The sequence below is a fragment of the Micromonospora sp. HB375 genome (assembly GCF_017872985.1).
Taxonomy (GTDB): domain Bacteria; phylum Actinomycetota; class Actinomycetes; order Mycobacteriales; family Micromonosporaceae; genus Micromonospora; species Micromonospora chalcea.
Genome location: NZ_JAGGJO010000001.1, coordinates 1,393,534 through 1,413,886, shown reverse-complemented (window position 1 = coordinate 1,413,886; position 20,353 = coordinate 1,393,534). Strand labels below are relative to the sequence as shown.

The following is a 20,353-nucleotide window of genomic DNA, read 5'->3' as shown; positions in this document are numbered from 1 at the left end:
GGCATCATTGTGGGCGTGACCAGGCCCGACCCGACGGGCCGGCGCCGGGCGCTCGGCAACGCCCGGTCCGCGGCGGCGCGCGGCGTCCACCTCTCTCTCACTGAAGTACGGCGATCGGCCGTACCCTCCGGACGCCCCGCGCCGCCGCACCTCTAGACGAACAGCAACCCGGCGACCCAGAGCGCGGCGATCATCAGGCCGGCCATGAACTCCAGCAGCATGGACAGCCCGGCCGCCTTCAGCGCCTGCACGGTGGCCGGCCAGGCGAGCCGGGTGTCGCCCAGCCGCAGCCGCTCCGCGCCGAAGATCCCGCCGACGAAGCCGATCGGCAGCCCGACCACCGGGATCACGAAGAAGCCGACCACCCCGAGCAGCCCGCCGACCAGCAGCGACGACGTGGGCACGCCGGTCCGCTTCAGGTTCCGCCCGGGCCACAGGTACTTGAGCACGGTGCCGCCGGCGGCGATCACTGTGGCGGCGGCGAGCACCGCCCAGCGGCCCGGCCCGGCGCCGCCGAACAGCGCCCACACCAGTACGCCGCCCCAGCACAGCGGCAGCGCCGGCAGCCCGGGCACTACCACTCCGGCCAACCCGGCGATGATCGCCAGCGCGGCGACCACCGACACCACGGCCTGCGAATCGGTGAGGCTCACCGTTCTCCCTTCCTCGCCTGCCGCCGCGTGAGCGGGAGGTGTTAAGCGGGGCCCCCTGCTCTACCGGAGGCGTTAACAGGGGGCCCTTCCTTACCCGCCCAGGCGGGCGCGGATGCCGTCGGCGGGCATCGGGGCGCCGAACAGGCGGCCCTGCCCGGTGTCGCACCGCAGCGCCCGCAGCCGCTCGGCCTGCACCTCGGTCTCCACCGCCTCGGCCGTCACCGACAGCTCCAGCGCGTGCGCCAGCCGGACCAGCGCGTCCACGATCCGCTCGTCCCGGTGGTCGGCGACCGCGTCCCCGCCGTCACCCTTTATCCCCTCGACGAACGGGCCGGCCAGCTTCACGCAGTGGATCGGCAGCCGCCGCAGGTACGCCAGGTTCGAGTACCCGGTGCCGAAGTCGTCGATGGCCAGCCGCAGCCCCAGGTCGGCGAGCTGGTGCAGGGTCCGCAGCGGCTCACCCGCGCTGCCCATGACCGCGCTCTCGGTCAGCTCCAGCTGCAACAGCTCGGCCGGCAGGCCGGTGTGCTGCAACGCCTCGGCGACCGTCTCCACGATGGCCGGGTCGTCCGCCTGCCGGGCGGCCAGGTTGACGCTGACCACCAGCGACGTCTCCGGGTACGCGCGCCGCCACGACTCGGCGTCGCGGCACGCCTGACGCAGCACCCACGCGCCGAGCCGGACGATCAGGCCGGTCTCCTCGGCCAGCCCGATGAACCGGTCCGGCCCGATCAGGCCCAGCTCGGGGTGCTGCCAGCGCACCAGCGCCTCGACCGCCACCATCGTGCCGTCCAGCAGCGACACGATCGGCTGGTAGTGCAGCACGAACTCGTCCCGGTCCAGCGCGGCGGGCAGGTTCGCGGCCAGCGCCGAGCGGGCGATGTCGGCGGCGCTGCGCTCCGGGTCGTACACCGCCCAGCGTCCCCGGCCCTCCGCCTTGGCCCAGTAGAGCGTGGTGTCGGCGGCCTTCATCAGGTCACCGACGCTGGTTTCCGCCGCCGGGCACTCCACGATGCCGATGCTCGCCGACACGGCGAGCTGCTGGTCGGCGACGTGCACCGGCGCGGAGACGGCGGCCAGGGCCAGTTCGGCGACCTCCACCGCGTCGTCGATGCCGCCGTCGGAGTCGACCAGGATGACGAACTCGTCGCCGCCCATGCGGGCCACCAGGTGACCGCGCCCGGCCACGCAGTCGCTGAGCCGGCGGGCGATCACCTTGAGCAGCCGGTCGCCCAGGTCGTGGCCGAGGCTGTCGTTTATCGCCTTGAAGCCGTCCAGGTCGATGAAGCAGAGCCCGACGCGCTGGTCGTCGCCCGCCCCGTCGAAGACGGTGCCGAGCGTCTCGAAGAACAGCGTCCGGTTGGGCAGGCCGGTCAGCGGGTCGTGCAGCGCCTGGAACCGCAGCCGCTGCTGCAGCTCGTACCGCTCGGTGATGTCCTCGACCATGGCGACGGTGAACCGGGGCCGGCCGTCGTCGTGCCGGATCAGCGAGACCGCGAGGTCGGTCCAGACGACGCTGCCGTCCTTGCGGTAGTAGCGCTTCTCGACCCGCGCGCTGTCCCGCTTGCCCTCGATCAGCTCCTGGTACAGCTCCCACATGCCGGCCGCGTCGTCGGCGTAGGCCAGCGCCGACACGTTCATCCGCCGCATCTCCGCGACGGTGTAGCCGAGCATGTCCGCGAAGGACTGGTTGACCTCGATGATCTGCCCGTCCACACCGGCGATGCCGATGCCGATGACGGCGCCGGTGAAGACCGCCCGGAAGCGGGCCTCGCTGTCCCGCAGCGCCTGCTCGACGGTGTCCCGCGCCTGCCAGGCGGAACGGGAGATTCGCTCCTGCTGGCTGAACACCCGGTCGCGCAACGCGCGGGCGAACCCGGCGGCGAACGCGCCCTGCAGCAGCGCGACCCGCTCGCGCAGTTCGGGTGACTCCGCCCGGCCGGGCAGCACCCACTGCAGGAACCGGTCACCGAGCGCCTGCACCGACCAGTCGAGCACGCCGGGCTCGGTGAGATGCGCCTGCACCAGGGCCCGTCCCACCTCCTCCGCCGGGCGGGCGGAGAAGGTGGGGGCGAGCAGGGCCTCGCCGAGCCGCTCGGTGAGCGGCACCAGCAGGCGCTCGGTCTCGGCCGCGGTCAGCGGCACGAATCCGATGCGGCGCACCGCACGAGCCCACTCGGCGGCGTACGCGACGGCGCCGGGCCGGCTGACGTCTCCCCCGTCGATGTCCGGGGCGCGCATGGGATCAGCCGAGGGCGCGGTCGTGCCGGGCGACGCCGCCGAAGGCGCCGAACCGCTCCGGGTGCTCGTCCACGTCCGACGGTGACTCGGGCCGCCACAGCGGCATGTGCACCACGCCCGGTTCGAGGATCGTCCAGTCGCCGAAGAAGCCGGTGATCTCGGCCCGCGAGCGCAGCGTGATCTCGGTGGCGGTACGCGCGGACAGCCGCTGCGCGTCCAGCATCTCCTGCGGCTGGTCCTCGAACGTGGAGTGGGAGATGACCAGGTAGCTGCCCGGGGCGGCGGCCGCCCGCAGGGTGGCCAGGATGTCGGCCGGGCGGTCGGCGTCCGGGACGAAGTGCACGACGCCGGCGAGCAGGATGCCCAGCGGCCGGTCGAAGTCGATCAGCCCGCTGGACCGGGCGTGGTCCAGGATCAGCTTCGGCTCACGCAGGTCGGCCAGGACCGCGGTGGCGCGCTCGTTGCCGGCGAGCAGCTCGTGGCTGTGCGCCACGGCGACCGGGTCGATGTCGACGTACACGATGCGGGCGTCCGGGTTCGCGGCCTGGGCGACCTCGTGCACGTTGCCGACGGTGGGGATGCCGGAGCCGATGTCGAGGAACTGGTCGATGCCGGCGTCGAGCAGCACCCGTACCGCCCGGCGCAGGAACTCCCGGCCCGAGCGCATGGTGGCGGCCAGGTTCGGTGTCATGGCCGCGATCTGCTCGGCCAGCTGCCGGTCGATCTCGAAGTTGTGGGCCCCACCGAGGAAGTAGTCGTAGACCCGGGCGGCGCTCGGCCGACTCAGGTCGATCTCGGTGGGCACGCCGTCCGGCGTCTGCATCGCTCGGTCCCCCAGGTCGTCGCCGCCGTCGCTGGCGGGTCGTGTGGTGCAGACCACTCTAGGCCGGTACGGCCAGGTATGGGAGATCCACAACGGGCGATGCTGCCGGCCGGCGTCAGTCGGCCGACTCCAGCAGCAGCGAGATGCCCTGGCCGACGCCGACGCACATGGTGGCGAGCGCCCGGCGGCCGCCCCGGCGGCGCAGTTCCAGCGCGGCGGTCAGCGCCAGCCGGGCGCCGCTGGCGCCGAGCGGGTGGCCCAGCGCGATCGCCCCGCCGCCCGGGTTGACGTGCTCGGCGTCCTCCGGCAGGCCCAGCTCGCGCAGCACCGCCACGGCCTGCGAGGCGAATGCCTCGTTCAGCTCGATCACGTCCACGTCGGCGAGCGACAGGCCCGTCCGGTCGAGCAGCTTGCGGGTGGCCGGCACCGGGCCGACGCCCATGATCCGCGGCGGTACGCCGGCCGCCGCCGCGCCGCGTACCCGGGCCAGCGGGGTGAGGCCGTAGCGTTCGACGGCGGCCGCGGAGGCGACGAGCAGCGCGACCGCGCCGTCGTTGACGCCGGAGGAGTTGCCGGCCGTCACCGTGCCGCCCTCACGGAACGGGGTGGGCAGCGAGGCGAGCTTCGCCAGCGTCGTCTCGCGCGGGTGCTCGTCGGCCTCGACCAGCTTCGTCTCGCGCTTGCCGGCGGGCACCGTCACCGGGACGATCTCCTCGGCCAGCCGGCCGTCGGCCTGCGCCTTGGCGGCCCGCTGCTGCGACCGGTACGCGAAGGCGTCCTGCGCGGCCCGGTCCACGCCGAACTCGGCTGCCACGTTCTCCGCCGTCTCCGGCATCGAGTCGACGCCCCAGCCCTTGCGCATCAGCGGGTTGACCAGCCGCCAGCCGATGGTGGTGTCGTACACCTCGGCGGTGCGGGCGAACGGCGTGGCCGCCTTCGGCATGACGAACGGCGCGCGGCTCATGCTCTCCACGCCGCCGGCCACCACCAGGTCGGCCTCACCGGCGACGATCGCGCGGGCGGCGGAGGCGAGCGCGTCCAGGCCGGATCCGCAGAGCCGGTTGACGGTGCTGCCCGGCACCTCCTCCGGCAACCCGGCGAGCAGCGCGGCCATCCGGGCCACGTTGCGGTTGTCCTCGCCGGCCTGGTTGGCGCAGCCCAGGATCACGTCGTCGGTACGCGCCCAGTCGACCGACGGGTGGCGGGCCACCAGTTCGCGGACGACGTGCGCGGCCAGGTCGTCGGGGCGGACCCCGGCCAGGGCGCCGGCGTACCGGCCGATCGGGGTGCGGACTCCGGCAACGAGATAGGCCACTGTCATCGCGCGTACGTCCTTCGGGGGGTGGGAAGGGGTCGGTGGGGGTACCCGGCGCCAGGATATCCGTGACCGGAGCGGATAGGTTTGCCGCATGTCCGGGGCCCAGTTCAGCGCAGAGACAAGCGGCGGCGGCGCGTTCGTCCGCCAGCCCAACCGGTTCACCGGCCGGGTCACCCCCCACTCCACCTCCCCGGAGGGCGGCGGGCCGGACGATCAGGGGCGCTGGCCGCTGGAGGCGGGCCGCTACCGGCTGATCTGGTGCCGGGCCTGCCCGTGGGCGCACCGGGCCCGGATCGTGCGCGGCCTGCTCGGGCTGGACGAGGTGATCTCGCTGGGCACCGTCGACCCGATCCGGGACGAGCGGGGCTGGCGGTTCGCGCTCGACCCGGACGGCTTCGACCCGGTGCTCGGCATCGGCTTCCTGTCCGAGGCGTACCTGTCCACCGACGCGGACTACACCGGCCGGGTGACCGTGCCGGCGCTCGTGGACACGCTCACCGGACGGGTGGTCACGAACGACTATCCGCAGCTCACGCTCGACTTCTCGACCGAGTGGCGGCGGTTCCACGCGCCGGACGCGCCGGATCTGTACCCGGTCGAGCTGCGCCCGGAGATGGACGCGCTGATGGCGGAGATCCACCGGGACGTCAACAACGGCGTCTACCGATGCGGGTTCGCCACCTCCCAGGAGGCGTACGACGAGGCGTTCACCGCGCTGTTCGCCCGCCTCGACGCGCTGAGCGAGCGGCTGGCCGGCCGGCGCTACCTGATGGGCGACGCGATCACCGAGGCGGACGTGCGGCTGTTCACCACGCTGGTGCGCTTCGACGTGGCGTACCACGGGCACTTCAAGTGCAACCTGCGCAAGCTGACCGAGATGCCGGTGCTCTGGGCGTACGCGCGGGACCTGTTCCAGACGCCGGGCTTCGGCGAGACGGTGGACTTCGACCACATCAAGCGGCACTACTACGCCACCCACGACATGATCAACCCGACCCGGATCGTGCCGCTCGGCCCCGACCTGTCCGGCTGGACCACCCCGCACGGACGTGGCTGAGGACACCGGCCGCCGGATCTCCGCCGCGTTCGCCGCCGTCTGCCTGGCCGCCGGCGCGGCGGCGGTGACTGTTGCGGTGGTCGCCGGTCCCGGTCCCGGACCCGTCGCGTACGTGAGTGAGGCGGGCATCGCGGACAGCGGGTACGCCGGGGCGTACCGGATCGGGATCTTCTCGGTGGCCGCGTCGCTGCTGCTGCTCGCCGGGGCGCTGCCGCCGGGGTTGCGGGCGGCGGCCGGGCTGCTCGGCATCGGCGCGGTCGCGACTGTGCTGTCCGGCGCTGTCACGTGCAGCGAGGGCTGCCCGTTGCCGCCGTTCGAGGCCCCCACGGTGGCGGACCTGGTGCACGGCGGGGCCAGCATCGCGGCGACCGCCGCCGTGGTGCTCGCCATGCTCGTGGTGCTGTTCTCCCCGACGGCGGACCGGGGGCTGCGGCGGATCGCCGCGGTCGGCGCGGCGCTGGCGCTGCCGGTGGCCGCCGTGGTCGCGCTGGCGCTGCTGCTGGTCGGGCGCAGCACGCTGCTCGGGCTGTCGGAACGGGTGCTGCTGGTCGTGGTCGCCGCCTGGGGACTGGTCACCTCCGGCTACCTGGCTGTAAGGAGCCTCACCGGCGACGGTCCTTCCGTTCCGGCGCCGGAGGGGAGTAACGTGTCGCGACGATGACCAATGTCTGGTGCCTCACCGAGCGCCTGTACGTCGATCTGCGACGGCAGGCCAGCGGCGTCTGTCCGGCGTAGCTCCACGCCCTGACGCCCGCCTTCCCTCTCCAGACCTTGGACCCGTCCTCATGGCTTCCGCCCTGCGCAGAATTCCCTTCTCCGTCCAGATCCTGCTGGGCCTCGTGCTCGGTGTGGCGCTCGGTTTCCTCGCCCGCGCCGCCGACCTCGCCTGGCTGACCAGCACGCTCGACACCGTCGGCGGCCTCTTCGTCCAGCTGCTCAAGCTGGCCGTGCCGCCGCTTGTCTTCACCGCCATCGTGGTCAGCGTGGTCAGCCTGCGCGGCGTCGCCAACGCCGCCCGGCTCGCCGTCAAGACGCTGCTCTGGTTCGCCGTCACCGCGCTCATCGCGGTGAGCATCGGCATCGGCCTCGGCCTGCTCACCGACCCCGGCCGCGGCGTCAACCTGGACCCGGCCGGCGCCACCGCGCCGAAGACCACCGGCTCCTGGATCGACTTCCTCACCGGCATCGTCCCGACCAACCCGGTCGGCGCGTTCGTCGAGGGCAACGTCCTGCAGATCGTCTTCCTCGCCCTGGTGGTGGGTGCCGCCGCGCTGCTCGTCGGCGACGCCGCCGAGCCGTTCGTGTCGCTCAACCGCTCGCTGCTGTCGATCGTGCAGAAGGCGCTCTGGTGGGTCATCCGGCTCGCCCCGATCGGCACGCTCGGCCTGATCGGCAACGCCGTCGCCTCGTACGGCTGGGACCTGCTGGCCCCGCTCGCGAAGTTCACCACGGCCGTCTACGTCGGCTGCGCGCTGGTGCTGTTCGTGGTCTACCCGGTGCTGCTCGCGGTGGCCGGCAAGCTCAACCCGCTGCGCTTCTTCGCCGGCGCCTGGCCCGCCATCGAGCTGGCGTTCGTGTCCCGCTCCTCGGTGGGCACCATGCCGGTGACCCAGCGCTCGGTGGAGCGCCTCGGCGTCCCCCGCGAGTACGCCTCCTTCGCCGTGCCGTTCGGCGCCACCACGAAGATGGACGGCTGCGCCGCCATCTACCCGGCGCTCGCCGCGATCTTCGTGGCGCAGGTGTTCGGCGTGAACCTGGGCGTCACCGACTACCTGCTGATCGCGTTCGTCTCGGTGGTCGGCTCGGCCGCCACCGCCGGCCTGACCGGCGCGATCGTCATGCTCACGCTGACCCTGAGCACGCTGGGCCTGCCGCTGGCCGGGGCCGGCCTGCTGCTGGCCATCGACCCGATCCTGGACATGATCCGCACCGCCACGAACGTGGCCGGTCAAGCGGTGGTGCCGACCATCGTGGCCGCCCGGGAGGGCACGCTCGACCGGGCCGCGTACGACTCGGCCGGCAAGCGCGACCTGATCGAGCCGGTCGAGACCGAGCGGCTCGACCCCGTACCCGCCTGATCCACACTTCTTCGGGTGCGTCTTCCGAAAGCGGGAGGCGCACCCGAAGCCATGACCGGAGGATCTTCGACAATGAGCGCCCTGTTCACCCCGCTCGCCCTGCGCGGCGTCACGCTGCCCAACCGGATCGCGCTGGCGCCCATGTGCCAGTACAGCGCCGGGCCCGACGGCCTGCCCACCGACTGGCACCGCGTCCACCTCGGCTCCCGCGCGGTCGGCGGGGCCGGGCTCGTGATCACCGAGGCGACAGCTGTGGTGCCCGAGGGCCGGATCAGCCCGCAGGACACCGGCCTCTGGTCCGGCGCGCACGTCGACGCCTGGCGGCCGATCACCGCGTTCGTCGCCGCCCACGGCGCGGTGCCGGCCGTGCAGCTCGCGCACGCCGGGTTCAAGGCGTCCACGTACCGGCCGTGGGCGCCCGCGCGCGGCGGCGTGCCGGACGCCGAGGGCGGCTGGACCCCGGTGGGCCCGGGCGACCAGCCGTTCGTGCCGGAGTACCGCACGCCCACCGCGCTGGACGAGGCGAGCATCGCCGCCGTGGTGGACGCCTTCGCCACCGCCGCCGGGCGGGCGCTGGACGCCGGGTTCGCCGCCGTGGAGATCCACGCCGCGCACGGCTACCTGCTGCACGAGTTCCTGTCCCCGCTGACCAACCGGCGCACCGACGGCTGGGGCGGCGACCGGGCCGCCCGGATGCGGCTCACGCTGGAGGTGGCCCGCGCGGTACGCGCCGCCGTCGGCGAGTCGGTGCCGGTGCTGACCCGGATCTCCGCCACCGACTGGACCGACGACGGCTGGACCGTCGAGGACAGCGTGGTGCTCGCCGGGGAGCTGGCCGCCGCCGGGGTGGACCTGGTCGACACGTCCTCCGGCGGCGCGGCGGTCCGGGCGTCCATCCCGGTCGGGCCCGGCTACCAGGTGCCGCTGGCCGCCCGGATCCGCCGCGACGCCGGGGTGCCGACCGGTGCCGTGGGCCTGATCGTCGAGCCCGAGCAGGCCGAGCAGATCGTGGCCGGCGGCGAGGCGGACCTGGTGCTGCTGGGCCGGGAACTGCTGCGCGACCCGTACTGGCCGCGCCGCGCCGCCGCCAAGCTGAACGCCACCCCCGCCTGGCCCAACCAGTACGCCCGCGCCTTCTGACCGTGCGCGTCGATCATGAAGTTGGCGGCGTTCCGCGTCCGATTTGACGCCGCCAACTTCATGATCAACCGGGAGAACGCGGTCAGCCGGCCAGGTGGTTCCAGCGGGGTTCCAGGTCGGTCCAGGTGCCCTGGTCGGCCACCGTGCCGTCGATCAGCACCACCACGTGGTCGGCCCGGACCAGCGCGGCCCGCTTCGCGGTCGAGCCGACCACAGTCACCCCGTGCTCGCGCAGCGCCGCCCACAACGCCAGCTCCGTGCTCACGTCCAGCGCCGACGACACGTCGTCGGCCACCAGCAGCTCGGTACGCGGCGCTAGCGCCCGGGCCAGCGCCAGCCGCTGGAGCTGACCACCGGAGAGCCGGGTGCCCTTGTGCCCGATCAGCAACCCGAGCCCGCCTCCCGCGGCGGCCAGGTCGTGTTCGAGCTGGGCGGTCGAGACCGCACCGGCGGCGTCCACCTGGTGCCCGAGCGCGATGTTGTCGGCCACCGTGCCGGAGAGCACCCGGGGCAGCTGACCCACGTACCCGACCTGGTTGGGGCGCAGGAACATCTCCGGCTCGGTCACCGGGTCGCCGTTCCAGCGCAGCTCGCCGACGTGGTGCACGATCCCGGCCAGCGCGCGCAGCAGCGACGACTTGCCGGACCCGACCGGGCCGACGACGAGCACCAGCTGCCCGCGCTCGACCACCAGGTCGACGTCGCGCACGGCCAGCGTGCCGTCGGAGTGCAGCGCGCCGAAGCCGGCCAGTTCCAGGCGGCGCAGCGGGTGCCGGGGCGGCGGCTCGGGCGCGGGCGCGGTGCCCGCGACCAGATCCAGGCCGGGCACCGGCGCCGCGTACACGGCCTCGCCGGTCATCGCCACCGTCCGCTTCGTCCACACCCGCGCCGACGGGTACTGCGAGACCAGTGACGCGGTGGTCCACGCGAACCAGCGGGCCGCGCCGAGCGTGGAGACGGCCACCAGCGTGGCGCCGGCGGACAGCCCGCCGGCCAGGTAGAGCGCCCACGCGCCGATCGGCAGCAGGCCGCTGGCCACCGACGGGGTGGACCGGGCCCACACCTGCATGGCGATCTCGCGCCGCTGCCGCTCACTGCGTACCTCGTCGAGCCGGGCGAGGTGCCGCAGCACCGGGCGGGTGGCGCCGGCCAGCTTGACCGTACGGGCGGCGGACAGCGCGGACACCAGCGCGGTGGCGAACGCGGCGCGCGCCTTCACCGTGCCGGCCGCGGTGCGTTCCAGCCTCGGCCCGAACAGCGTCGCCGCCAGCCCGGAGACCACCATCGTGCCGACGAAGAACAACGCCGGTACGAAGCTGCCGGTCACCAGCGTCATGGTGACCACGATGACCAGCGAGATGAACTGGTCCATCAGGTTGTCGGCCAGGTGCACCACCCGGTCGGTGTCACCGCCCTGGGCCACCACCTCGGCCGGGGTGTGCCCGCTGACCCGGCGCGCGCCGGTCTGCCCGTGCACCAGCCGGGCGCTGATCCGCAGCATCTGCCGGATCCACCACTGCGGGAACCACAGGTTCGTCAGGTACGGCAGCGGCAGCACCACGAGCAGCGCGGCCACGATGCCCAGCGCCGGCAGCCACGGGTCGCCGCCGCCGACCAGGTCGGCCCAGAGCCAGGGCAGCACCGCGCCGTCCATCCCGAGCACAGTCATCACGATGAACAGGCCGACCGAGATCAGGCCGTACCGCGGGTCGTTGAGGCCCAGCCGGAGGATCTCCCGCATGGTCCGCGCGGGGGGCGCGGGCGGCGCGGGTGGCGGGTCGGCGCGCGGCACGGCGGCCGGCCGCGTCGCGGGCGCGGTCGGCGTGGCGGGCGCGTCGTCCCAGGCGGGCGCGTCGAGCAGGTCGACGCCGCCGCGCCGGGCGCCCACTCCGGCGTACGCCCCGGCGTGGCTGGTGGCGAGCAGTTCGGCGAAGCGGGCCGACTCGCGCAGCGGACCGGCCTCCAGCACCGCTCCGTCGGCCATCACCACCACCTCGTCGCAGCGGCGCACCGAGGAGAGCCGGTGCGCGATGACGATGCCGATCCGGTCGGTGAGCAGCCGTTCGGTGGCCTCGCGTACCCGGTTCTCGGTGACCGGGTCGAGCCGCGCGGTGGCCTCGTCGAGGATCACCACGTGCGGGTCGCGGACCAGGATGCGGGCGAACGCGACGAGCTGCTCCTGCCCGGCGGAGAGCACGTAGCCGCCGTCGCCGAGCCGGGTGTGCACGCCGTCGGGCAGCTCGGCGATCCAGCCGGACAGGCCCAGCTCGGCCAGCGCCCGCTCGGCGGCGTCCAGCAGCTCCGGGTCGAACAGCGCCACGTTCTCGGCGAGCGTGCCGGCCAGGATCTCGGTGCGCTGCGGCACCACGGCGATCCACCGGCGCAGTTCCTCCACGTCCAGGTCGACCAGGTCGGTGTCGCCGAGGAACACCGTGCCGCGGGGCACGTCGACCGCCCGGGTGAGCACCTTGGCCAGCGTCGACTTGCCCGAGCCGGTACGCCCGACGAGCGCGTACGAGCGGCCCCGGACGAAGTCGAGGCGCACGTCGCGCAGCGCCGGCCCGCGCTCGTCCCCGCCGGCCGGGTAGCGGTAGGTGAGCCCGCGCACGGTCAGGTCGCCGTCGACCGGGGTGGCCCCGCCCTCCGGCTCCTGCGGCGACCCGGCGAGCAGTTGCACCCGGCCCCACGCGCCGAACGCCTGCTGCAGGTGCGGCACCCAGCGGGCTATGTGCTCGACAGTCGCGCCGAACGCGATGGCCAGCAGCCAGATCCCGGTCAGCCGGGCGGCGTCGACGCGGCCGGTGGCGAGCGCCCACGCGCCGCCCAGCACCACACCGGCGATGCCGACCCGGACCGCGCCGGCGGCGGCCGCGGTGACCCGGGCGGAGAGCCGGAACACCCGGACGCACCGGGCGATCACCTCGGCCGCGCGGCGGGCGTAGAGGCGCAGCACGTACGGCCGGGCGAGGCTGGTGCGCACGTCGTCCTGCCCGTGCACCGCCTCCTCCATCACCGCCGCGAGGTCGGACCACGCCTCCTCCTCGGCCATCCGGGCCGGGGCGATCCGGGCGGTCGGGCGGCGCAGCGTCACCGCGAGCAGGGAGGTGAGCACGATCATGCCGACACCGGCGGGCCACCAGACGATCAGCGCGCTCACCGTCGCGAGGACGCAGACCGCGAGGCCCTGCGCCAGCCGTACGCCGGTGTTCCGCATCTCGGCGGCGACCTGGTAGACGTCGTTGTCGATCCGGTCGAGCAACTCGCCGACCGGCGTGGTCTCCAGGGTGGGCAGGTCCTGGCCGAGCGCGACCCGGCAGAGCCGCCGCCGCACGTCGGCCGACCAGTCGGCGGTGAGCCGCGCCATGATCAGGCCGATCAGCAGGTCGGTGACGACAGCGGCGACGAGCGCCACCGCGAGCGCGACGAACCAGCCGGACGAACGGTGCACCAGCACCGGCCCGGCCAGCGCGGACGCGGCCGCCTGGCCAGCGGCCCCGAGCACGATCAGCAGCAGGACCGCCGCCATCCGCCGGGGCGCCGTGGCCCAGAGATCTCGGAGCAGGCGCATGGAAGGTCCTCCGGACTCGGATCGGTGGGGGCGGTGACCTCACCCTCACCCTTCCGGCGGCCCGGAATCAACCGAATTACCGACCGCTGGTCAGGTCCGCGCGACCCGCCGGACGATGCCGAGCAGCGACTCCTGCACCTCGTCGATCGAGCGGTCCGGCGAGAAGACGAGCCAGTCCACCGCCACCACCAGCCCGACGCCGAACAGCGCCGAACTCGCGGTACGCACGTCCAGGTCGGCCGGGAGGCCGCCGCTGTCCACGCCGGCCTGCACCGTGTCGGCGATCACCGCGATGGCCTCGCCGCGCAGCAGCCGCAGCGTCTGCTGCCACTCCCGGTTGGTCCGCCACATCTCCGAGAGCAGCAGCTGGGCGAAGGCGCGGTAGCGGCGGATGTACTCCAGTTGCGCGCGGACCAGCGCGCCCAGCGCCTCCAGCGGCGGCAGCCCGTCCACGGCGGCCCGGAACTCGGCGGTGAGCAGGCCGATGCCGTGCCGCAGCAGCTCCTCGAACAGGACGGTCTTGGACTCGAAGTTGTAGTAGACGGTCCCCTTCGCCACGCCGGCCCGGGCCGCGATGTCGTCCACCGTGGTGGCCGAGAAGCCCTGCTCGGCGATGAGGTCCACCGCCGCCACGAAGAGGCGCTGACGGGTGTCCTCGCGCCGGCGTGTCCGTCCGTCCGTCACCGGCTCATCCTCACATGGTCAGTTCGGGGTGCAGCTTGGCCGGGGTCAGCCGGCGGGAGCGGCGGGCCGCGCCGACGGTGAGCGCCATGGCGCCCAGCCCGAACGCGAGCAGCACCAGCGCGCCGGTGACCACCGGGGCGGTGGTGCCGCCGTTGATGGTGTGCCGCAGGCCGTCCACCACGTACGTCATCGGCAGCCAGGGGTGGATCGCCTGGAAGAAGCCGGGCGACGTCTGCACCGGGTAGGTGCCGCCGGACGAGGTGAGCTGGAGCATCAGCAGCGCCAGCGCGGCCAGCCGCCCGGCCGGGCCGAGCGCCACGCCGAGCAGTTGCATGATCGCGGTGAACGCCAGCGAGGTGAGCGCGAGCAGCCCGAACGTGGCCGCCCCGTGCCGCGGGTCGAGCCCGAGCGCCAGCGTCACCACCGTGTAGAGCACGGTGACCTGGGCCAGGCCGATGCCCGCGGCCGGGAGCCACCCGGCGAGCACGACCCGCCAGCCGGGAGCGCCGGACATCACGTGCCGCCGGTTGACCGGCCGCAACAGCATGTACGTGATCATCGCGCCGACCCAGAGCGCCAGCGACAGGAAGTACGGGGCGAAGCCCACGCCGTACGAGCCGGCCGGGTTCTGCGAGTCGCGGATCAGGCCGACCGGGTCGCCGAGGACGCCGGCGCGGGTGGTCGCGTCGTCGTACCCGGGTAATTTCCGCTCCCCGGCGGCGAGCCCGTCGGCGAGGTCGCCGGCGCCGCCCTCCAGCCGGGTCAGCCCGTCGACCAGCCGGTTGCTGCCGCTGCCGAGCTGGGCCAGGCCGCCGTCGAGCTGGCGGGCGCCGGTGGCGAGCCGGTAGAGGCCGCCGCGCAGCTCGGTCGCGCCGGTCGACGCGTCGCCGAGGCCGTCGCGGAGCTTGGCGCTGCCCTGGGCCAGCGTGGCGAGCCCGCCGGCCAGCTCGTTGACCTTGGCGCGGGCGGAGGCGACGTCGTCGGCCAGGTGCGGCGCGGCGGCGGCCACCTCGCGGGCGGTCTTCGCCACGTCGGTCATCTGCTTGCGCAGCGTGGCCATGTCGGTCTCGTCGAGCGCGGCCACCACGGAGCGGGCCTGCGTGACGGCCCGGTCGGCGGCCTTGCGGGCGGCGGCGAAGTCCGGGTCGTCCGCCAGTTCGGGGTGTTCCTTCGCGACCGCGTCGAGCCGGTCACGGATCTCCTCGGCGGTCGCCACCACCTCGGCGGCCTTGCCGGGGAGCGCGTCCAGCCCGGCGGCGAGCTGCTGCGCGCCGTCGGCGACGAGCGTGGCCGCCTTCTCGATCTTGTCGGCGTTGCGGCGCAGCACCGGCTCGTACTTGTCGGCGGCGGCGTTCACCGTCGCCGCCGCGGCCTTGGTCTCGGTGGCGGCGCGCCCGGCGCCGTCGGCGAGCTGGGCGGCGCCGGTACGCAACTGGTCGAGGCCCTTGGCGAGCTTGTCCGCGCCCTGGACGGACTGGTTCAGTCCACCGGTGAGCTGCCCGGCGCCGTCCGAGGCGTCACCGAGCCCGTCGGCGAGCTGATCGGCCCCCCGCTGGGAGCTGCCGAGCCCGTCGGCGATCTTCCCGGCGCCGTCGGCGGCGCGGCCGGTCTCGGCCTTGGCGTCGGTGAAGCCGATCAGCATCCGGTCGAAGTACGTGGCGGCGGTGCTCTGCGCGGCGGCGGCCCGGATCTCGCTGAACGCCGACCGGGCGAGCAGACCGGAGAGGTAGTTGGTGGCGTCGTCGTTGACGACCTTCAGCTCGCCCTGCCGGGCCGGACGGTCCGGTTCCGGGGCGGCGGCGAGCGAGGCGGAGAAGTCCTCCGGAATGGAGAAGACCAGGTGGTAGCGCCCGTCGCGCAGCCCCTTCGCGGCGTCGGCCTGGTCGGTCACGGTCCAGCCGAACACCTTGCGGTCGAGCAGCTTCTCGGTGAGGTCGCGCCCGGCGTGCACCTCGCTGCCGTCGCCGGCGGTGGCCGGGCGGTCGGCGTTGACCAGGGCGACCGGGATCCGGTCCATCTTCCCGTAGGGGTCCCAGAACGCGTACAGGTAGAGCGCGCCGTAGAGCAGCGGGACGATGGTGAGCACGGCCAGGGCGGCGCGCGGCAGCCGGCCCCGGGTCATCCGGCGCAGCTCGAACAGGGCAAGTCGCAGGACGCTCATGCGGGCACCTCGGCGGGACGGTCGGGAGCGGGCTCGGCGGGAAGGGCGGGGGCGGGCACTGCCGGGTCGCCGATGCGGTGCACGGTGGCGGCGACGCCGGGTTCGACCGCGCGGGCGCTGGCGACCACCGCGTACCCCTGATCGGCGAGGCGTTTCAGCGCGCCCCACATCCACTCCCGCTCGGGGCGGTCGGCGCCGGCGTCCACGTCGTCGGCGACGATCAGGCTGGGGCCGCCGAGGCTGGCCAGCACCAGGCCGAGCACCTGCCGTTCGACAGGGGTGAGGTCTCTGCCGTACCGGTCGGGGTCGAGTGGCGCGTCGGTGAGTCCGGCGCCGGCGATGGCGGCGGCGTAGGCGTCGCGGCGGTAGGCCCGGCGGGCCCGCACCGCGGTCACCGGCACCAGGCGCCGGCGGCGGCGCGGTACCGGGCCGAGCAGCAGCAGCCGTTCGGTGATGTGCTCGGCGACGGTGAGCGTCGGGTCGGGCTCGTGCACGCCGGCCACCTGGCCGAGCGCGGCCGGGCCCCGGCGGCGCAGCTCGCCGTGGCTGTGCGGGAAGCGCCCGGCGAGCGTGAGCAGCAGTGAGGTGCGTCCGCTGCCGGGCGGGCCGGTGAGCGCGACCAGCTCACCGCTCGCGGCGGTGAGGTCGACGTCCCGGTAGACCCAGCCGCGGCGGGTCCGTAGCCCCAGGCCGCTGGTCTCGACGATGTTCATCAGACCCCGAATTCCGAACTGACTAGTCAGTATAAAAACATGCCCAGCCTAGCGCCGGGTGTCCGGTTCGGGACCTCCGGCGGGACGTGATCCTCAGAACAGCACTGTGGCGAGCGTGCCGACCGGGCGGAAGCCGCAGCGCTCGTAGACCCGGCGGGCGGGCAGGTTGAAGTCGTTGACGTAGAGGCTCACCGTCGGCGCGACCCGTTCCAGCGCGTCGCGGACCACGGCGGCCATCGCGGCGGTGGCGATGCCCCGGCCACGCCACTCGGGCGCCACCCAGACGCCCTGCACCTGCGCGGTCCGGCGGGTCACCACCGCCAGCTCCGCCTTGAAGACCACCCGCCCGTCGACGAAACGAGCGTAGGCGCGGCCGGCGCGCACCAGCTCGGTCACCCGCCGCCGGTAGCCGCGCCCGCCGTCCTCGGCCAGCGGCGACACCCCGACCTCCTCGGTGTACATCGCCACCGCCGCCGGGAACAGCCGGTCGACCTCGCTGCCGCGCACCCGCCGCACGTCCGGGTCGGGCGCCACTGCGGGCAGCGCGTCGGTGGCCAGCAGGGGCTGGTTCGGGCGTACGTCCCGGGCCGGCCCCCAGTACGGGCCGAGGCGGTCCCAGAGCCCGAGTACGGCGTCGGCGCGGCCCACGATCGAGGAACAGAGCCGCTCCTGCCCGCTCAACTGCTCGGCGAACGCGGTCACCGCCGGCTCGGACGCGAGCACCGGCGTCAGGTTGCCGCCCAGCCAGCAGATCGACTCCAGGTTGCGGCGGGAGCCGTAGCCGAGGATCCGCGCCTCGGCCCGCCACCAGGCCAGCCCGCGCGCCGCCACCCGCTCGGCGACCTGCGCGCCGGCGTACGGGTCGAGATCGAGCAGCCGCTCGACCGCGCGGCGCTCCGACTCCCCGAGTTGGCGTACCGGCATCGTGAGCACGGTTACCAGCCTGCCAGATCCACGCCCGGGCGCGCGGGCCGACCGGGCACCCCGGACCGCTCCGGTGAGCGGCGGCTCAGCCGACCGTCGCGGGCGCCGGTTCGGGCGCGGGCGGCCGGGTCCGGGCGGCCCACCGCACCACCGGCGGCACGAGCGCGCCGAGCAGCAGGAACACCGCGCCGAGCACCAGCCAGCCCGGCACGCCCCAGCCGATCGCGAGCGTGGTCACCACCACCGGGGCGACCATCGACCCGAGCTGCATGCCCATCCCGTACGCCCCCTGGTACTGGCCGTGCGCGTGCGCCGGAGCCAGTCCGAACGAGATGCCCCAGCCGGCCGCCGCGTGCCACAACTCCCCCACGACGTGCACCAGCGCGCCGGCCAGCAGCAGCGGCACCGCCGCCGCGACAGGTACGCCGCCGCCGGCGGCGAACAGCGCGCAGGCGCCGGCGAGCAGGACACCGGCCCGGCGGGAGGCCCGGCCCGCGCCGGTCAGGTCCTCGGTGCCCCGCGAGGCGCGAACCTGGAACAGGATCACCACCACCGTGTTGACGAGCAGGCAGACGGAGATCAGCCAGTTCGGCGCGGTGGTGTGCCCGGCGATCCAGAGCGGCAGGGCGATGTTGATCAGCGAGAAGTGCATGGACATCAGCCCGTCCAGCACGGTGAAGGCGAGGAACGGGCGGTCCCGCAGCGCGATCAGCCGCGGTCCGTGCGCCGGGGCGGGCACCGGCGGGACCGGCGGGAGCCGCAGCAGCACCGCCGCCGCCAGCACGTAGGTCGCGGCGTCGAGCAGGATCAGCGTGACGTACGCGCCGCGGGTGTCGGCGGCGAGCGCGAACCCGGCCAGCACGGTGCCCACCGAGATGCCGACGTTGGTGACCGCGCGCAGGTAGGCGCGGGTGCGGACCCGCTGGTCGGGTGGGACGGCGCCGGCGATCAGCGCGCCCCGGGCGCCCCGGGTGCCCGCGTCGGCGAGCGCCATCAACACGCCGACGGCCAGGAAGCCGGGGAACGAGCGCACCGCTACCAGCGCGGCGGTGCATCCGGCCGAGGCGAGCAGCGCGGCCATCTGGAGCCCGCGCGGGCCGAGGCGGTCGGCCAGGTAGCCCATCGGCGTGCTCGCCACCAGGCTGACCAGCGCGGTGAGGGTGAGCGCCACGCCGACCTCGGCCACCGTGAGCCCGACCGAGCGGGTGAGGAAGAGCGCGCTGGCGGTGAGCCAGGTGCCCCGCCCGACGGTGTTGACGAGCGTGGAGAGGGCGAGGGTCCGGGACGGGCCCGGTTCGGGAAGCAGGCGCACGCCGGCAGCCTAACAGTACGAACGTACGGTTTGCAGCCGAGTTTCATCCGCGTCTTGTCGGCGATGCATTGCCGATATATCGTTGATGCATCAGTGATACGACGACAGAAGGAGAGCCCTGATGGGTTTCCACCGACGCATGCACGCCATGCACGACGAGATGCGCCGCCGGGGCGGCTTCGGCTTCCCGCCCGTACCCCCCGGTCCGCCGCCCTTCCCGCCCGGACCGCACGGTCACGGGCGGGGCCGCGGCGGGCGCGGACGCGGTCGGCGGCCCAACGTGCGCGGCGCCGTGCTGGCCCTGCTCACCGAACGGCCGATGCACGGCTACGAGATGATCCAGGAGATCGACTCCCGCACCGGCGGGGCCTGGCGGCCCAGCCCCGGGTCGATCTACCCGACGCTGCAACTGCTGGAGGACGAGGGCGTCATCGCGACCGCCGCCGACTCCGAGGGCGGGCGCAAACGGTTCGCGCTCACCGAACAGGGCCAGGCCGAGGCGACCGCCGCTGCGCAGACCCCGCCCTGGGCGGAGTTCGCCGAGCAGACGGTAAACAGCTGGCACGACATCCGCGACGCCGGCGCACAGGCCATGCAGGCGCTGCGGCAGGTGATGACCACCGGCACCGACGACCAGCGCGCCCGCGCCGCGCAGGTGCTCGACGAGACGCGGCGCAAGCTCTACGCCATCCTCGCCGAGTCCGAGTGAGCGCCGCCGCCGCGACGGCACGCCGGCCGGACCACGACCGGCGTGCCGTCAGGCGCGGCGTGCGGTGACGAGCAGGTACTCCCAGCGCATCACGCCGCCGTCCAGGTGCCGGGCGGCCAGGTCGGTCAGCGCGCGGTCGAGCCCGGCCGTGCGCTCCGGGTCGCCCGCGTTCGCGCGGTAGGCCGCCACGGTGGGCCCGTAGTGGGTCGCGAAGAAGTCCCGGAACTGTTCCGGCGTGGCGAACCGGTCCACCACCACGGCGTCGCGCCCCAGCGTGAGCGCGTCGACCCGGTCGCCGAACAACTCCCGGACGTGGTTCTCGTCGCCCCAGAGCGGGGGCGGCTGCGCGCCCGGCGGCGGTGGCGGCGCGAACGGCCGCATGGCCGCGAACAACTGGCCCACGAAGCCCTCCGGGGTCCAGTTGACCAGGCCGATCGTCCCGCCCGGCCGGCACACCCGCAACAACTCGTCGGCGGCGACCCGATGCCGGGGCGCGAACATCACGCCCACACAGGACAGCACCGCGTCGAACGCGCCGTCGGCGTACGGCAGCGCCTCCGCGTCCGCCTCCTCCCAGATCAGCGTCACGCCCTCCCGCTCGGCTGCCGCCCGCCCGATCGCCAGCAACTCCGGGGTCAGGTCCCCGGCCACCACCTGCGCGCCGGTCCGGGCCGCCGGCAGAGCCGCATTGCCGGTCCCGGCCGCCACGTCCAGCACCCGCATGCCCGGTCCCACCCCCGCCGCCCGGACCAGCGTCGCCCCCAACTGCGGGATCACCTGCGCGGCCACTGCGGAGTAGTCGCCCAGCGCCCACATCGCGCGGTGCCGGGCCTTCACCGCCGCGTCCTGTTCCCGTTCCTCGATCATCTGTCGCTCCTCAGCTGTCGTCCCTGCACAGGACGCTAGGCAGCGGACGACACGGCCCCCAGTACGAGATCTGTACCGCTCCCGACAGGCGCCTGGCCGGGCCGC

The 20,353-nt window shown here is 74.3% G+C and carries 16 protein-coding genes; 5 read left to right on the top strand and 11 right to left on the bottom strand.

What is annotated here, in order from left to right; all coding sequences use genetic code 11:
* Window positions 1-152: 152 nt before the first annotated feature.
* The 4 genes from J3R08_RS06825 to pcaF form a co-directional block, all read right to left on the bottom strand.
* Window positions 153-653 (bottom strand): DUF456 domain-containing protein, encoded by a 501-nt coding sequence (locus J3R08_RS06825; RefSeq protein WP_043325848.1) that lies wholly within the window; start codon window positions 651-653, stop codon window positions 153-155.
* A gap of 90 nt (window positions 654-743) precedes the next feature.
* Window positions 744-2,894 (bottom strand): bifunctional diguanylate cyclase/phosphodiesterase, encoded by a 2,151-nt coding sequence (locus tag J3R08_RS06820; RefSeq protein ID WP_043325850.1) that lies wholly within the window; start codon window positions 2,892-2,894, stop codon window positions 744-746.
* A gap of 4 nt (window positions 2,895-2,898) precedes the next feature.
* Window positions 2,899-3,717, bottom strand: a complete 819-nt coding sequence (locus tag J3R08_RS06815) for an SAM-dependent methyltransferase (protein ID WP_043330555.1) — start codon at window positions 3,715-3,717, stop codon at window positions 2,899-2,901.
* Window positions 3,718-3,832: 115 nt separating this feature from the next.
* Window positions 3,833-5,038 (bottom strand): 3-oxoadipyl-CoA thiolase, encoded by a 1,206-nt coding sequence (pcaF, locus tag J3R08_RS06810; protein ID WP_209960398.1) that lies wholly within the window; start codon window positions 5,036-5,038, stop codon window positions 3,833-3,835.
* A gap of 88 nt (window positions 5,039-5,126) precedes the next feature.
* Between pcaF and J3R08_RS06805 the strand changes: the two genes are divergently transcribed.
* The 4 genes from J3R08_RS06805 (at window position 5,127) to J3R08_RS06790 (ending at window position 9,310) form a co-directional block, all read left to right on the top strand.
* A complete protein-coding gene (locus J3R08_RS06805; protein WP_043325853.1) occupies window positions 5,127-6,092 on the top strand; it encodes a glutathione S-transferase family protein in 966 nt (321 codons plus the stop codon).
* Entirely contained in the window at window positions 6,085-6,753 is a 669-nt protein-coding gene (locus J3R08_RS06800) for a DUF998 domain-containing protein (protein WP_209960397.1), read from the top strand. Before J3R08_RS06805 ends, J3R08_RS06800 begins: the two co-directional genes overlap by 8 nt.
* A gap of 136 nt (window positions 6,754-6,889) precedes the next feature.
* Window positions 6,890-8,170, top strand: a complete 1,281-nt coding sequence (locus J3R08_RS06795; protein ID WP_181373726.1) for a dicarboxylate/amino acid:cation symporter — start codon at window positions 6,890-6,892, stop codon at window positions 8,168-8,170.
* Window positions 8,171-8,242: 72 nt separating this feature from the next.
* Entirely contained in the window at window positions 8,243-9,310 is a 1,068-nt protein-coding gene (locus J3R08_RS06790) for an NADH:flavin oxidoreductase/NADH oxidase (RefSeq protein WP_209960396.1), read from the top strand.
* A gap of 82 nt (window positions 9,311-9,392) precedes the next feature.
* Here J3R08_RS06790 and J3R08_RS06785 read toward each other — a convergent pair whose 3' ends face one another.
* The 6 genes from J3R08_RS06785 to J3R08_RS06760 form a co-directional block, all read right to left on the bottom strand.
* On the bottom strand, window positions 9,393-12,878 hold the full coding sequence (locus J3R08_RS06785; protein ID WP_209960395.1) for an ABC transporter ATP-binding protein: 3,486 nt from the start codon (window positions 12,876-12,878) through the stop codon (window positions 9,393-9,395).
* A 90-nt stretch (window positions 12,879-12,968) separates the two neighbouring features.
* Entirely contained in the window at window positions 12,969-13,562 is a 594-nt protein-coding gene (locus J3R08_RS06780) for a TetR/AcrR family transcriptional regulator (protein WP_209960394.1), read from the bottom strand.
* A 10-nt stretch (window positions 13,563-13,572) separates the two neighbouring features.
* A complete protein-coding gene (locus tag J3R08_RS06775; RefSeq protein WP_064447065.1) occupies window positions 13,573-15,723 on the bottom strand; it encodes a YhgE/Pip family protein in 2,151 nt (716 codons plus the stop codon).
* Entirely contained in the window at window positions 15,720-16,436 is a 717-nt protein-coding gene (locus J3R08_RS06770; RefSeq protein ID WP_209960393.1) for an ATP-binding cassette domain-containing protein, read from the bottom strand. The genes J3R08_RS06775 and J3R08_RS06770 overlap by 4 nt, the downstream gene beginning before the upstream one ends.
* A gap of 93 nt (window positions 16,437-16,529) precedes the next feature.
* Window positions 16,530-17,369 carry a DUF4081 domain-containing GNAT family N-acetyltransferase gene (locus J3R08_RS06765; protein WP_209960392.1) on the bottom strand — a complete coding sequence of 280 codons (840 nt, stop codon included), beginning with the start codon at window positions 17,367-17,369 and terminating at the stop codon, window positions 16,530-16,532.
* Window positions 17,370-17,445: 76 nt separating this feature from the next.
* Window positions 17,446-18,672, bottom strand: a complete 1,227-nt coding sequence (locus tag J3R08_RS06760; protein WP_209960390.1) for an MFS transporter — start codon at window positions 18,670-18,672, stop codon at window positions 17,446-17,448.
* Between the two features lie 121 nt (window positions 18,673-18,793).
* Between J3R08_RS06760 and J3R08_RS06755 the strand changes: the two genes are divergently transcribed.
* A complete protein-coding gene (locus tag J3R08_RS06755; RefSeq protein ID WP_030504225.1) occupies window positions 18,794-19,381 on the top strand; it encodes a PadR family transcriptional regulator in 588 nt (195 codons plus the stop codon).
* Between the two features lie 48 nt (window positions 19,382-19,429).
* Here the strand turns inward: J3R08_RS06755 and J3R08_RS06750 are convergent, their stop codons facing one another.
* Window positions 19,430-20,248: a class I SAM-dependent methyltransferase gene (locus J3R08_RS06750; RefSeq protein WP_209960388.1), complete on the bottom strand. Its 819-nt coding sequence runs from the start codon at window positions 20,246-20,248 to the stop codon at window positions 19,430-19,432.
* Window positions 20,249-20,353 lie beyond the last annotated feature (105 nt).

What these genes read in the sequence shown, in the direction of transcription:
- J3R08_RS06815 (WP_043330555.1), bottom strand. Translation starts at nt 3,717, where the DNA reads ATGCAGACGCCGGACGGCGTGCCCACCGAGATCGACCTGAGTCGGCCG.
- J3R08_RS06750 (WP_209960388.1), bottom strand. Translation starts at nt 20,248, where the DNA reads ATGATCGAGGAACGGGAACAGGACGCGGCGGTGAAGGCCCGGCACCGC.
- J3R08_RS06775 (WP_064447065.1), bottom strand. Translation starts at nt 15,723, where the DNA reads ATGAGCGTCCTGCGACTTGCCCTGTTCGAGCTGCGCCGGATGACCCGG.
- J3R08_RS06770 (WP_209960393.1), bottom strand. Translation starts at nt 16,436, where the DNA reads ATGAACATCGTCGAGACCAGCGGCCTGGGGCTACGGACCCGCCGCGGC.
- J3R08_RS06790 (WP_209960396.1), top strand. Translation starts at nt 8,243, where the DNA reads ATGAGCGCCCTGTTCACCCCGCTCGCCCTGCGCGGCGTCACGCTGCCC.
- J3R08_RS06820 (WP_043325850.1), bottom strand. Translation starts at nt 2,894, where the DNA reads ATGCGCGCCCCGGACATCGACGGGGGAGACGTCAGCCGGCCCGGCGCC.
- J3R08_RS06755 (WP_030504225.1), top strand. Translation starts at nt 18,794, where the DNA reads ATGGGTTTCCACCGACGCATGCACGCCATGCACGACGAGATGCGCCGC.
- J3R08_RS06805 (WP_043325853.1), top strand. Translation starts at nt 5,127, where the DNA reads ATGTCCGGGGCCCAGTTCAGCGCAGAGACAAGCGGCGGCGGCGCGTTC.
- J3R08_RS06785 (WP_209960395.1), bottom strand. Translation starts at nt 12,878, where the DNA reads ATGCGCCTGCTCCGAGATCTCTGGGCCACGGCGCCCCGGCGGATGGCG.
- pcaF (WP_209960398.1), bottom strand. Translation starts at nt 5,038, where the DNA reads ATGACAGTGGCCTATCTCGTTGCCGGAGTCCGCACCCCGATCGGCCGG.